Annotated in this window: 14 protein-coding genes and 2 tRNA genes; 13 read left to right on the top strand and 3 right to left on the bottom strand. The window is 70.5% G+C overall.

Annotated elements, in window-relative coordinates; all coding sequences use genetic code 11:
- The first annotated feature begins 36 nt into the window (after positions 1–36).
- The 3 genes from IE97_RS0116915 to IE97_RS0116905 all read left to right on the top strand — a co-directional run bounded on the left by IE97_RS0116915 (position 37) and on the right by IE97_RS0116905 (position 3217).
- A complete protein-coding gene (locus IE97_RS0116915; RefSeq protein WP_030239916.1) occupies positions 37–1323 on the top strand; it encodes a glutamate-5-semialdehyde dehydrogenase in 1287 nt (428 codons plus the stop codon).
- Between the two features lie 143 nt (positions 1324–1466).
- Positions 1467–2060 (top strand): hypothetical protein, encoded by a 594-nt coding sequence (locus IE97_RS0116910; RefSeq protein WP_037834859.1) that lies wholly within the window; start codon positions 1467–1469, stop codon positions 2058–2060.
- 89 nt (positions 2061–2149) lie between these two features.
- Entirely contained in the window at positions 2150–3217 is a 1068-nt protein-coding gene (locus IE97_RS0116905; RefSeq protein WP_030239910.1) for a hypothetical protein, read from the top strand.
- Positions 3218–3249: 32 nt separating this feature from the next.
- On the opposite strand, the gene IE97_RS0116900 is transcribed toward IE97_RS0116905, so the two are convergent.
- The gene (locus tag IE97_RS0116900) at positions 3250–4374 is read right to left on the bottom strand and encodes a M48 family metallopeptidase (RefSeq protein ID WP_030239905.1); all 1125 of its coding nucleotides are present in this window, start codon (positions 4372–4374) and stop codon (positions 3250–3252) included.
- Positions 4375–4484: 110 nt separating this feature from the next.
- Between IE97_RS0116900 and IE97_RS42520 the strand changes: the two genes are divergently transcribed.
- The 10 genes from IE97_RS42520 (at position 4485) to IE97_RS0116850 (ending at position 9711) form a co-directional block, all read left to right on the top strand.
- Complete coding sequence (locus IE97_RS42520; protein WP_030239902.1) at positions 4485–4646, top strand: hypothetical protein; 162 nt, start codon at positions 4485–4487, stop codon at positions 4644–4646.
- Between the two features lie 165 nt (positions 4647–4811).
- Positions 4812–4976 carry a hypothetical protein gene (locus IE97_RS42515; protein WP_030239898.1) on the top strand — a complete coding sequence of 55 codons (165 nt, stop codon included), beginning with the start codon at positions 4812–4814 and terminating at the stop codon, positions 4974–4976.
- A gap of 85 nt (positions 4977–5061) precedes the next feature.
- Positions 5062–5805, top strand: coding sequence for a nicotinate-nucleotide adenylyltransferase (nadD, locus tag IE97_RS0116885; protein WP_030239894.1), 744 nt, complete (start codon positions 5062–5064; stop codon positions 5803–5805).
- Positions 5806–5821: 16 nt separating this feature from the next.
- Entirely contained in the window at positions 5822–7546 is a 1725-nt protein-coding gene (locus IE97_RS0116880; RefSeq protein WP_030239891.1) for an LCP family protein, read from the top strand.
- A gap of 94 nt (positions 7547–7640) precedes the next feature.
- Positions 7641–8087: a ribosome silencing factor gene (rsfS, locus tag IE97_RS0116875; protein ID WP_030239887.1), complete on the top strand. Its 447-nt coding sequence runs from the start codon at positions 7641–7643 to the stop codon at positions 8085–8087.
- Positions 8084–8749 (top strand): histidine phosphatase family protein, encoded by a 666-nt coding sequence (locus IE97_RS0116870; RefSeq protein ID WP_030239883.1) that lies wholly within the window; start codon positions 8084–8086, stop codon positions 8747–8749. Before rsfS ends, IE97_RS0116870 begins: the two co-directional genes overlap by 4 nt.
- A 99-nt stretch (positions 8750–8848) precedes the next feature.
- Positions 8849–8921 (top strand) — tRNA-Ala (locus tag IE97_RS0116865).
- Positions 8922–9122: 201 nt separating this feature from the next.
- A complete protein-coding gene (locus tag IE97_RS41510) occupies positions 9123–9296 on the top strand; it encodes a hypothetical protein (protein ID WP_106975367.1) in 174 nt (57 codons plus the stop codon).
- A gap of 3 nt (positions 9297–9299) precedes the next feature.
- Positions 9300–9533, top strand: a complete 234-nt coding sequence (locus IE97_RS0116855; protein ID WP_006136074.1) for a hypothetical protein — start codon at positions 9300–9302, stop codon at positions 9531–9533.
- Between the two features lie 105 nt (positions 9534–9638).
- Positions 9639–9711: transfer RNA gene (locus IE97_RS0116850), tRNA-Ala, on the top strand.
- A 100-nt stretch (positions 9712–9811) separates the two neighbouring features.
- On the opposite strand, the gene IE97_RS0116845 is transcribed toward IE97_RS0116850, so the two are convergent.
- Both IE97_RS0116845 and IE97_RS0116840 read right to left on the bottom strand, forming a co-directional pair.
- Entirely contained in the window at positions 9812–11428 is a 1617-nt protein-coding gene (locus IE97_RS0116845) for an NADH-quinone oxidoreductase subunit NuoF family protein (RefSeq protein ID WP_030239874.1), read from the bottom strand.
- Positions 11425–12735: a ferric reductase-like transmembrane domain-containing protein gene (locus IE97_RS0116840; protein ID WP_030239869.1), complete on the bottom strand. Its 1311-nt coding sequence runs from the start codon at positions 12733–12735 to the stop codon at positions 11425–11427. The genes IE97_RS0116845 and IE97_RS0116840 overlap by 4 nt, the downstream gene beginning before the upstream one ends.
- Between the last annotated feature and the right edge of the window lie 428 nt (positions 12736–13163).

The following is a 13163-nucleotide window of genomic DNA, read 5'->3' as shown; positions in this document are numbered from 1 at the left end:
GATGAACGGCCCGGCCCGGCGGACTACCCTTCCCTCATGACCACGCTCTCTCCGTACGACTCCATGACCCCGGTCACGCAGGCTGCCTACCGGGCCAAGGCCGCCGCCGCGAGCCTCGCTCCGCTGCCGCGGGCCGACAAGGACGACGCGCTGCTCGCCATCGCCGACGCCCTGGAGGTCCGTACGAGCGAGATCGTCGAGGCCAACGCCGAGGACGTCGCCAGGGCCCGCGAGGCCGGCATCAGCGAGGGCATGATCGACCGGCTCACGCTCACCCCCGAGCGGGTCCGCGCCATCGCCTCCGACGTGCGCGACGTCGCCGCCCTGCCCGACCCGGTCGGCGAGGTCGTGCGCGGCTCCACGCTGCCCAACGGCATCGACCTGCGCCAGGTCCGGGTGCCGCTCGGCGTCGTCGGGATCATCTACGAGGGCCGGCCGAACGTCACCGTCGACGCCGCCGCCCTCTGCCTGAAGTCCGGCAACGCCGTCCTGCTGCGCGGCTCCTCCTCGGCGTTCCGGTCGAACACCGCCCTGGTGCGCGTCCTGCGCGACGCCGTGGGCGGGGCCGGGCTGCCCGCCGACGCCATCCAGCTCGTGCCCGGTGAGAGCCGCGACAGCGTGCGCGAGCTGATGCGCGCCCGCGGCCTGGTCGACGTGCTCATCCCGCGCGGCGGTGCCTCCCTGATCAACACGGTGGTCCAGGAGTCCACCGTCCCGGTCATCGAGACCGGCACCGGCAACTGCCACGTCTACGTCGACGCCCAGGCCGACCTCGACATGGCCGTCGAGATCCTGATCAACTCCAAGGCCCAGCGGGTCGGCGTCTGCAACGCCGCCGAGACCCTCCTGGTCCACCAGGACATCGCCGCCGAGTTCCTGCCCCGCGCCCTGGACGCCCTCGCCGAGGCCGGGGTCACCGTGCACGCCGACGAGCGCGTGCAGGCCCACGCCAAGGACTCCAAGGCCACCGTCGTGGAGGCCACGGCCGAGGACTGGGAGACCGAGTACCTGTCGTACGACATCGCCGCGGCCGTGGTCGACTCGCTGGACAAGGCGGTCGAGCACATCAGGCTGTGGACCTCCGGCCACACCGAGGCCATCGTCACGACCTCCCAGCAGGCCGCCCGCCGCTTCACCCAGCTGGTCGACTCGACCACGGTCGCGGTCAACACCTCCACCCGCTTCACCGACGGCGGGCAGTTCGGCTTCGGCGCCGAGATCGGCATCTCCACCCAGAAGCTGCACGCCCGCGGCCCGATGGGCCTTCCCGAGCTGACCAGCACGAAGTACATCGTGACCGGGGACGGGCACGTGCGGCGCTGAGCCACGTATGGCCTAAGGGGCTATGCGGGGCGGCGCATGACCGTGCGGGCGCCGGTGGGCGCGGCAGGCGTGTACCCGCCGGGTGTGCGCCGTGCCGGGCCCCGTGAACGTCGTCTCAACCGGCGGATGAATTTCCATACCGTCTGCCCAAGAAGACCCCCCAGGTCTACTCTGGAACCGTGCCGGAGGACGTGGGGGGCACGCCGTTTCCGGACGGCCGGGAGCCCGACGACGACCACGACCGCGGGGTGTCGGACGAAGAGTTCGCCTCCGTGGTCTTCGACGAGGCCTTCGTACGCGCGGCCGTGGTGCACGAGCCGACCGCCGTGGAGCGCCTTCTGGCCGCGGCACAGGCCAGAGCCGAGGCCTCCGAGGCGGAGGCGCGCCGGGCCCACCCCGGAGGCGAGCGTTACGACGACGGGTACGGCGAATTCGGCCATGATCCCGGCCTGGACGAGTTCGACGACCCCGACATCCTCGAGGATCACTACGGCACGGGCCCGTACGCCAAACAGGTCCGCTGGCACCGCCCCGTCGCCTGGGTGCTCGCCATCGTGATGGGGGTCGGCATGGTCGCGCTGGCCTTCACGGCGGTCTACCGGGGCGCGAACTCCACCCGGGAGGAACCCGCTCCGCCACCAGCCTCGACCGGGCTGGAGCAGGGCAACGGAGTGACCCCCTCCGCCTCCGCCGACCACTCCCAGCCTGCCATCTCGGTGATCCCGCGCAACCCCTGACCGGAACCCGACGGTGTTGGTGAGAACCTGTCAGAACTTGTGGCGGAGCAGGGCGTTTACCCGAGCTTCCGGCGACCTACCCTGAAGATATGGGCGGGCCTGCAGACCCACCCGAGGGGCCCGAGGGCGCTCCCGGAGGTGGCGAGGACGAGTACCGATCCGTCGTCTTCGACGAGTCGTTCGTCCGTGCTGCCCGCCTCCAGGAGTTCTCCGCCCAGGAGCGCATCGACGACCACGCGCCCGCCGTGCGCCGCCGTCCCCCCGTGCGCCGGGGCCTGTCCCGGCAGGCGCTGGTACTGGTCCTGCTGATCGCCATCGCCTTCGGCACCGCGATCTACATGGGCGTCCGGCACCCCTCCCAGACCCCCACAGCCAGGGAGACCGCCGAGCCCCTGCGGATGACGGTCATCCCGCTCGCCCCCCAGGGCAAGGTGCCCGGCACGGCCGACACGGCCTATCTGTACGAGCGCAGCCCCGCCGCGCAGTTCGAGTCGGGCTCGGAGGGCGTACCGCTGCCCGCCTCGCGGCGCACCGAGCACTTCTCGGACAGCCAGGTCGTGACCGCGCTGACCACCGCCAAGGACTACATCGTCCGGTCCGCCCTCGACCCGGAGGTCCTCACCGGCGGTGAGGTGCGTGCCGTACGGGTCCTGCTCGACTCCGACCAACTGGACCAGTTCGACCAGAGCTTCGCCCGCCCCACAGCGGACGGACGCCACGCGCCCACCGGCTGGCTCGTCCGCTTCGACCCCTCCCGCGCCGAACTCGCCGACCGCCATGTACGGGTGCAGGGCACGCTGCAGGCCGCCGAGGCCGACGCGTCCACGCTCGAAGTCACCGCAGACCACACGTTCGTGTACGCCCTGCGGCCGACGGGGGCAGACGACAAGGCCGAGGTGTCCCTGTTCACCGTCCGGCGCGAACTGCACTTCCGCTTCGACCGCGAGGATCTGCGCCTGCACCAGGCCCAGCTCGTCGTCTCCTACGTGCAGGCCGGCCCGCTTTCCTGCGCGGAGGACTCCACGCACCACCTGCGTCCCCTCCTCGCCGGCCAGACGGCCAAGGAAGGCGGCCCCGCCGGCACGGACCCCTACGCCACCGGCAGCGCCACGGCCCTGTGCGGCTCGCTGGCGACCAGCGCGCAGCCGAAGGTGTGAGGCGGGACCTCACGGGCGGGTGCGGGCCCTGGTCAGCTGTCGTCGCGCGGCGGCTGGTCGTCCCCCGACGGGTCCGGCGTGCCCGGCCCCCGAGTGCCCCCGGGCGGCTTCGGGGACGGGTTGGTGAAGCCGCCGAAGCCGCGGCGGACCCGGTCGCCCAGGTCGCCGGCGCCGCCCGCGAGGTCGCTGACCAGCTTCATCAGCGGGTCCTTGGAGCTCTTCACATGGGTGCTGTAGTGGTTCGCCGACTCCCGCCACGAGTCCCGCACCGAGGTGTCCCCGTCCTCGTCGCGCCGCGGGTAGTGGCCGTCCATGATCCGCTGGTAGTCCCGCGACTCGGCCCACTTCTTCAGCTCGGCCGCACGCACGGTGGTGAACGGGTGCGAGCGCGGCAGCACGTTGAGGATCTTCAGCACGGAGTCGCGCAGGTCGCCACCGGCCTCGTACTCCTCGGCCTGCTCCAGGAACGCGTCCACGTTCATCTCGTGCAGGTGGTTGCCGCCCGCGATCTTCATCAGACCCCGCATGGACGCCTGGAGGTCCTGCCCGACCAGCAGGCCGGCCCGGTCCGCGGACAGCTCCGACTTGCGGAACCACTCGCGCAGCCCGGTCACGATCGCCATGATCGCCAGGTTGCCCAGCGGAATCCAGGCGACCCGGACCGCGAGGCTGGTCAGGAACAGCAGGATGGTCCGGTAGACGGAGTGCCCGGACAGCGCGTGCCCCACCTCATGGCCGACGACCGCCCGCATCTCCTCCTCGTCGAGCAGCTCGACGAGACCGGTGGTGACGACGATGATCGGCTCGTCCAGCCCGATGCACATCGCGTTCGGCTGCGGGTCCTGATTGACGTACATCGGCGGGACCTTCTCCAGGTCCAGGATGTAGCAGGCGTCCCGCAGCATCACGTTCAGATGGGAGAACTGCTGGTCCGAGACCCGCACCGAGTCGGACAGGAACAGCAGGCGGAGACTGCGCTCGGGCAGCAGGCCGCTGAGCGCCTTGAACACCGTGTCGAACCCGCTCAGCTTGCGCAGCGCCACCAGGGCGGAACGGTCGGCCGGGTGCTCGTAGGCGCGCGAGGAGATTCCGGGGAAGCGCCTGCGCTGCCTGCTGGGCACGCGCTCGTGCCCGGTGTGCTCGTGGCCGTCGGACATGTCTTCCCCCATGCTCTGTGTGACCTTTGCGGCCCCTTGCTTCCCCGAGGCGGAGTCCAGCCTAGGCGGGGATACGGTGGTCGGGCAGTACAGCGAAGGAGACCACCGTCATGGAGCACCATCGGGCAGCAGCCTGGCTCGTCGAGGCCGCGACCGCCGCCGACCGGCAAGGGGGGCCGGGGATGCTCCGGATCGTTCTCATCGTGATGATCGTGGGCTGTGTGCTGACCGGGTGGTTCCTGCTGCGTGGCTACAGACGGAAGGACGACTGAGGCACCGGGAAGGTTCCCCGCCGGGTTCTCGGGACCGGGCCGGGTGGCGGCACCCACCCTCGCCCGCGGGACGAACAGGCGGAGTCGGCGTGATCGCCGTCGAGGCGCCCGCTTACCATGAGCCGACGTCTTTATCCCGCCCACACGCGATAGGTCCTGCCGAAGATGAGCTTCCACAGCACCGCTGCCCAGTTGGTCACCCTCGCCGCCGAGGGCGAGGAGCACGGCGGAAACCACGAGAGCCTCAGCCCTTACCTCACCGGTGGCGCCGCCCTCTTCATCCTGCTGCTCATGCTGTGGATCACCACGCGCTTCAACCGCGACCGCTGAGCCCGGCAGGGCGCCCCGCGCCGGATGCCCCCGAGACCCACGGGGCGGCCGGAGCGCTCAGCAAGGGCCGGTAGGGTCTGCACGCATGGGAGAGCAGGACATGCCGACCGGTCCGGCGAACGAGACGCCGCACGACCCGGCACCGGACACGGCGAGCGGCACCGAGCGACACTCGGAGCCCCGCCGTGCCGCCGCGGTGGCCCGCCAGATCGACGGCCCCGGCAAGAGCCCGTCGCAGCCCGGCAGGCGCCGCCTCGGCGTCATGGGCGGCACCTTCGACCCGATCCACCACGGGCACCTGGTGGCGGCCAGCGAGGTCGCCGCGGCGTTCCAGCTCGACGAGGTGGTCTTCGTCCCCACCGGCCAGCCCTGGCAGAAGAGCCACCGCAGCGTCTCCCCGGCCGAGGACCGCTACCTGATGACGGTCATCGCGACCGCCGAGAACCCGCAGTTCTCCGTGAGCCGCATCGACATCGACCGCGGCGGCCCCACCTACACCGTGGACACCCTGCGAGACCTGCGCGCACTCAACCCGGACACGGACCTGTTCTTCATCACCGGCGCCGACGCCCTCGCCCAGATCCTCACCTGGCGGGACAGCGCGGAACTGTTCTCCCTGGCGCACTTCATCGGGGCCACCCGGCCGGGCCACCACCTGGACGACGCAGGACTGCCGGAGGGCGGCGTCTCGCTCGTCGAGGTTCCCGCCCTCGCCATTTCCTCCACGGACTGCCGCGCGAGAGTCGCCCATGGCGATCCCATCTGGTACCTGGTGCCGGACGGAGTCGTGCGGTATATCGACAAGCGCGAGCTGTACCGCGGCGAGTGAGCCGAGAGGGGCACCGGTGAACGACCGATACGACGCGGGGGCCGCGGACCACGGCGCCGACCAGTACCAGCTCGTCGGCTACGACGAGTACGGCAGGCCTGTCTACCGGCAGGTCGAGGGGCAGCAGACCCAGCAGCAGACGTACGACCCGTACGCCCAGCACCACCAGCAGTACGAACAGGGCTACGGCTACGACCCGTACGCCCAGACCGGGCAGCAGCCCCCGCCCTCCTACGGCTACGGCCACGGCCAGCAGCAGTCCGCACCCTCCTACGGCGCCTACGACCCCTACGCCACCGGCCCGCACCACGGCGGTGCCCCGACCCACGACCCCTACGGGCAGACGGGGCAGAGCGCGCCCGGCTCCGGCACGGCCCAGCAGCCCCGCGTCGCCGAACAGACCGCGCACATCCCGCAGCAGGCCGGCCCGGCCGACGAGGAAGTCCGGGACCGGTCCGAACCGGACTACCGCACCGAGCAGTTCGCCTTCGTCGAGGAGCCCGACGACAACTCCGAAGACGTCATCGACTGGCTGAAGTTCACCGAGAACCGCACCGAGCGCCGCGAGGAAGCCCGGCGCCGCGCCCGCAGCCGGATCGTCGCCCTGGTCGTCGTCCTCGCGCTCGCCGCGGTCGGCGGCATCGGCTACCTCGGGTACGCGGGGAAGCTGCCCGGTCTGTCCTCCGACGACTCGGAAACCGGCACCACGACGGCCACCGGTGCCCAGAAGCGCGACGTGATCGTCGTCCACCTGCACGACACCAAGGGCGGTGACACCTCCACGGCCCTCCTCGTCGACAACACCACCACCAAGCGGGGCACCACCGTCCTCGTGCCCAACTCCCTCGCTCTGACCAGCGACGACGGCACCACCACGACGCTCGCCAAGTCGGTCGACGAAGACGGCTCCGACGGCACCCGCGACGCGCTCGACTCGGTCCTCGGCACCGACATCCAGGGCACCTGGCGCCTGGACACCCCCTACCTGCAGAACCTCGTCGACCTCGTCGGCAACATCGAGGCCGACACCGACACCGACGTCCCCGACCCCGCCGCCAAGAAGAAGGGCGCGGCCCCCCTGGTCAACAAGGGCCAGGACCAGACCCTCAGCGGCAAGATGGCCGTCGCCTACGCCACTTACCGCGCCCCCGGCGAGGCCCAGAACGCCCAGCTGGAGCGCTTCGGGCAGGTCATGCAAAGCCTCCTGCGCAAGCTGTCCTCCGACCCGCAGGGCGCGACGACCACGATCCAGACGCTGCAACAGATCCTCGACCCGTCCCTGACGGACAAGGATCTCGGCACCTTCCTCGCCGGGCTCTCCGACCTAGCCAAGGGCGGCGACTACAAGACGGACCTGCTGCCCGTCCAGGGCGACGGCACGCTCAGCGCCCAGGCCAGTGCGGGGATCGTCAAGAACGTCCTCGGCGGCACCGCCAAGAGCCCCGACAAGGACGCCGCCGTCAGTGTCTCCGTGCAGAACGCCACCGGCGCCAAGGACAACACCGAGAAGGCCCGCGTGGTGCTCCTCAACGGCGGCTTCACCTTCCTGGAGGGCGGAACGGCGGGCGCCCGGGCCACCTCGAAGGTCGTCTACGCCGACGCCGCCGACAAGGCCAACGCCACCGAGGTCGCCAAGACCCTGGGCCTGCCCCCCGGCTCCGTCACGAAGGGCAAGACCTCGGCGAGCGCCGATGTCACGGTGGTCCTCGGCCAGGACTACAAGCCGTCGTCCGACCAGTAGCCGACCCCTCACGCGATCTCCGTAATCGCGTGGGGGGCTCCAGGCGGTCCGTGAGACCCTTGGTGGCAAGTGACCGCCGACGGAAAGCCTTGTAGTGACCGTGACCGACCGCTCCCAGGAGCTGATCAACACCGCCGCCCAGGCGGCCGCCGACAAGCTGGCGCACGACGTCGTCGCCTACGACGTCAGCGACGTGCTGTCCATCACCGACGCCTTCCTGCTGGCCTCCGCGCCCAACGACCGGCAGGTCAAGGCGATCGTCGACGAGATCGAGGAGCGCCTCCAGAAGGAACTCGGCGCCAAGCCGGTGCGCCGCGAGGGCGACCGTGAGGCCCGCTGGGTGCTGCTCGACTACGTCGACATCGTCGTCCACGTCCAGCACAGCGAGGAGCGCGTCTTCTACGCCCTGGAGCGGCTGTGGAAGGACTGCCCGGAGCTCGAGCTGCCCGAGGACGCCAGGGCCACCCGGGGCAAGGCCGAGGAGCACGCCAAGGTGCGGGCGGCCGAGGAGGCGGCGGAGCTGGACGGAGACTGGCGGTGAGCGCCTTCAGTGAGGCCGGCAGGCCCGGCCGGGGCCGCCGCGTCATCCTGTGGCGGCACGGCCAGACCTCGTGGAACGTGGAGCGCCGCTTCCAGGGCACCACGGACGTCGAACTCACCGAGACCGGCGTCGCCCAGGCCCGCCGCGCCGCCCGGCTGCTGGTCGCCCTTAAGCCGGACGCGATCGTCGCGTCCGACCTGCGGCGGGCCGCGAACACGGCCGCCGAGCTCGCCGTGCTCACCGGTCTCGACGTGACCCACGACGAAGGGCTGCGCGAGACCTACGCGGGCGTCTGGCAGGGCCTGACGCACGACGAGATCATCGCCCGGCACGGCGAGGAGTACGCCGCGTGGAAGCGCGGCGAGCCGGTCCGCCGCGGCGGCGGCGAACTGGAGACCGAGGTCGCCGGCCGCGCCGCCCCCGTCGTGCTGCGGCACGCCGAGAAGCTCCCCGAGGACGGCACGCTCGTCGTGGTCAGCCACGGCGGCACCATCCGCACCACCATCGGCCGTCTGCTCGGCCTGGAGCCCCACCACTGGGAGAGCCTCGGCGGCCTCTCCAACTGCTGCTGGTCCGTCCTCGGCGAAGGCGCCCGCGGCTGGCGGCTGCTGGAGCACAACGCCGGCACCCTGCCGGAGCCGGTGCTCGGCGACGACGACTGACCCCGGATTTCACTTTCCGGCAGGTCGCAGGCTAAAGTTCTTCTTGTTCGCCCCGCCCGAGCGGGGCGAGACACCATGCGGCTCCGCCGCGTGGCGCAAGGGGCTATAGCTCAGTTGGTAGAGCGCCTGCATGGCATGCAGGAGGTCAGGAGTTCAATTCTCCTTAGCTCCACGTCAAGATCCCGTTCCCGTCCAGGGGGCGGGATTTTTCGTGCCCCCCGGTTGAGTCGGTCGGGCCTGCTGAGGCGTATACCTCTACGGTCGCGACGCCTGCCGTGTCCGGACTGGTGCTGAGGCGTCGCTGACCGTATTGGTCCGGCCGTGGCAGAATCAAACGGCCGGAAGGGGGCGCGGCCCGACGGGAGGAGTAGCGATGCCTGCGAGCATCCTCGAGGAGGTCGACCACCTCCTCGGAGCATCGGTGACACGGAACATGTCCACCCGGCTCAGCTGCCCTTCCTGCGGTTCCGGGCACGTGGCCCAGATGCTCGGCGACAACGGCGGGATTTCCTACGTGTGCACGGCCTGCGGCCACAGCTGGAGCTGATCGATGGGTGCACACAGGCGGAAGTGCGACTGGTGCGGCAGCGGGACGCCGATCGTCCGCGACATGGAACCGATCAATCCCGACTACCAGTACTGGTGCGAGGAGTGCGCACGGGCGCTGATCATAAAAGGCGACCCGATCGAGACGTACCGCGAGCTGGAGGGCGAGCCGATCTACGGCCGGCTTCTCGAGGAGCACTGCACGCTCAAGCGGTTCTACTCGTTCGTCACGGCCTGAGGCCCGGCATAACGGGCATTTCCGGCAAGGCGAAACCGATTTGGTGTTGGGCCCGATGGACCAGTAATGTTGGCGTCGCCGCCGGGGAAACCCGGAGGGACGCAAGGGGCTATAGCTCAGTTGGTAGAGCGCCTGCATGGCATGCAGGAGGTCAGGAGTTCAATTCTCCTTAGCTCCACAGAAGATGAGAAGGCGGGTCATCCGATCGGATGGCCCGCCTTCTTGTTGTCCGTATGCGTACGGCGGGCTCCCCCGAGGGAAGCCCGCCGTACGTCCGTTCAGCGGCCGAGAGCGCGGCGGCCGCGGCCCTGGGAGAGGACCGGGAGGTTACGGGACGACCCGCCGCCCTGGGCGCGGGTGTCCTCCTCGATGCGCAGCGCCAGTGCCGGGCAGCGGCGCACCGCGCGTAGAGCCTTGTCCTCGGCGTACCGCGGCACCTTCGCCTGAGCCACGGTCGGGAAGCCGTCCGCGCCGAGCTGGAACACCTCGGGGAGAAGGTCCGCGCACAGGCCGTGGCCACGGCACAGGGTCCAGTCCACGAAGATCTTCTGACGGCTGGGGCCGTCCTCCTCGGACTCGCCGCCGCCCGGGATGCCCGTAGGGGCCCTGCCGCCCTCGAAGAGCGGCAGAACGCCCTCCACGCGCCGTCCGCAGCCGTTTCCGAGGACATGGGCGGCCAGGTCGTCCGTGAACGCCTTGATGGTCGACTCCAGGAACATCGCGGAGCCGTCCGGGTGCGAGCACGCGCCGCGCCGCTTCACGTTCTTGGCGACCTGCTTGAGCGCCTCCAGGGCGGCCGGCCCGCCGCCGTTGAGGATGTCCTCCATGCCGCGCGCGGCGGCCGGCAGGCCGAGGTAGCAGGGGCCGCACTGGCCGGCGCTCTCCTCGGCCAGCCACTGGGCGACCCGCAGCGACTCGCCCAGCGGGCACGTGTCCTGACTGATCGGCAGGATCGCGCCGGCGCCCAGCGCGCCGCCCACGGCGTCAAGGGAGTTGCGGGAGACGATCGCCTCGTTCACCGTCGCCGCGTCGATCCACTTGCCGTGGTAGCCGCCGGTGAGCACACCCTGCGGCACCGGCGGCGCACCGGCGAGCTGCAGGACGTAGCGCAGCGGCACGCCCGTCGGGACCTCGACGACCATGGGTCGGGCGACCGCCCCGGACACCGTCAGCATGACGGTGCCCGGCTCGTCGTACAGGCCGGTGTTGCCGTAGCGCTCCGGGCCGATGCGGGCGGCGATGGCCAGCTGGGCGAAGGTCTCGGCGTTGGACAGCAGCGTGGGCGCGCCGCCGACGCCGTTCTGCGAGGCGCTGACCTTGCGGCCCGGCGGGACGGCCGGGCCGCCGTCGATGGAGCGGATCAGCGAAGCGGCGGCACCGGTGACCATCCGGACCGGGTTGCGCTGCACGCGGGCACGCAGGGCCGATCTGCGGCCGTTGTTGAGGCCGCGCTCGGCCAGCGCCGCCTCCATGGAGCGCTGTGTGGACTCACGGGTGACCCCCACCACGAGCGTGCGGGCACCCAGCGCCTCGGCGCACAGCAGCGCGCCGTCCAGGATCAGGTGCGGGGCACGGTTGATCATCACCGTGTCCTTGCGGCAGGCCGGCTCGTCCTCACTTCCGTTGACGACGACCACCGGCCGGACGCCGCGCTTGATCGCTGACTCGGCGACGGAGCGCAGCTTCTTGTGGAAGGGGAAGCCCGCGCCGCCGCGGCCCTTCAGGTTGATGCGTTCGGCGAGTTGCGCGAGCTGCTCGCCGCCCATCGGCTCGAGCGGCCCGTGCACCTTCAGGTGCATGGGCAGATCGAGCCGATCGACAAGGTCGAAGCCCGACGTGAGCTGGGGAAGGCCGACGACTCGGACTTCGGGTACGTCAGGCAAAGCCTCGTTCACTTAAAGCCTCCGGAAGGCGTGTTCCAAGGTTCGCCCGATCCCGGTGCGTCGAAGTCGTAGGACGCACCGGGCGTTGTTTCAGTGGCGGGACCGCTGTTGTACGTGTCGTTCGGGTAGTACGTGTCGTAGACGGCGTTCGTCTCACTCGTGTCGTACACGTCACTCGATCCATAGCCGGAAGCGCCTGGATTGCCATAGGCCGGGATGCTTTGTCCGGTGTCCTGCAGGGGGTTGTAGGGCGGGATGTTGAAGCCCGTGTCCTGAAGCGGGTCGTAGGCCGACGGCGGGGCCTCGCCGACCGGCGGCGGGGACGGGATCGGCCAGTTGCCCGAGGTGCTGGAGGGGCCGTCCACGGTCGGGATGGTCTGGGTCGGCTGCATGTCCAGCGGCAGCTCCGTGCGGGTGGTCGGCCCCGGCGCGAAGGCTTGGTCCTGGGCAGGGCCCGAGACGGCCCGGTAGGCGGCCGCGAAGCCGCCCGCGGGTTCCTTGGCCGTGGCGCGTTCCGCCTTCTCGAACAGCGGCCCCGACGGGGACGCCGTGGCGCCCGCGGCAGCTCCCCGGCCCTCGTATCCGGGCAAGCTGGATCCGGAGCCGGAGCCGGATCCGGAGCCGGATCCGGAGCCCGAGCCGAAGCCGAAGCCGGCCCGGGAGCGGCTCTCCTCCAGGTCCCTGAGGGCCTGGTTCTCCCCGGTGCCGAGGAGCCCGGTGAGTTTGTCGGCGACCTTGCGCTTGACCTGGCGCGGAGCGGCGCGCAGGGCGAGGGCTCCGGTCACTCCGACCAGGGACAGGCCGTACAGGATGATGAAGATCGGCTTGGCCGCGCGACCCGCGTAGAGTCCGTGGATCAGCGCGGCGCACCAGGCCGGATAAGCCAGCATGTGCATGGCCCGCCAGCGGGCGGCGACGGGCGCGGGGGACGCGAAACGGTTGCGCAGCACACCCGTGACGCCCACGAAGATCATGAGCATGCTGGCCACGGTGCCGAGGCCGATCAGGAAGCCCCGGCCCGTGACCATCTCGTCGTCGGTGAGGAGCAGCCCGAAGGGGACCACGGCGGCCACCCAGGTGGTGTGGTCCAGAGCCAGCTTCACGCCGATGTGCACCAGCAGGAAGACGATCGAGGCGACCGCCATGGTCCGGTGCACGGCCTGCGCCATGATGCGCCTGCGGGCGTCGAGGAGGATCCGGTCCTGGGCGACCAGCCCCCAGATCACCGAACAGGAGAGGCATACGAGGGACAGCACGCCGGCACCGAAGTTGAGGAACTCGGCGAACGAGTCGTCGGCCGTGGAGTCGTAGGGGTTCACGACCGGCCTCCCCACGTCCCGGTGACCGGGGGTAGCGGGCTGTGACTGCGATGAGGGTTCATGGGGGCAACTCCGAGCGGTTCGGGAAAGCGGTCCCGCTTCCGCACTCTAAGCGGAGCCATACCGATGGGTACGAGGTTTGAGTTATTGCGTTGTTATCAAGAGACAATGTGCTTGTTGTGATGTCCCTTAGTGACTATTACGCGAAGTAACCTTTGACCATGGTTCAGCTTTTCGGGTACCGGGCGGCCCTCCGGAAGCGCCTCGCGGCGCGCTGAGGGCCTGCGGTACCCTAACGCCATGCGTGCCGTACGCCTTCTGCTTAGCGGGCCGCGCTGATCAGTCCCGGCCACCGGACGAGTCGAGTGGCCGGAATCGGCGCGGCGTCCCCTCCTGTGCGAGGGGATTTTTCGTTTCTCGAACCACAG

The organism is Streptomyces sp. NRRL S-455 (assembly GCF_000717875.1).
In the GTDB taxonomy this organism is placed as follows: Bacteria; Actinomycetota; Actinomycetes; order Streptomycetales; family Streptomycetaceae; genus Streptomyces.
The sequence above is the reverse complement of the archived record's forward strand: the minus strand, read 5'-3'. Positions and strand labels throughout refer to the sequence as shown.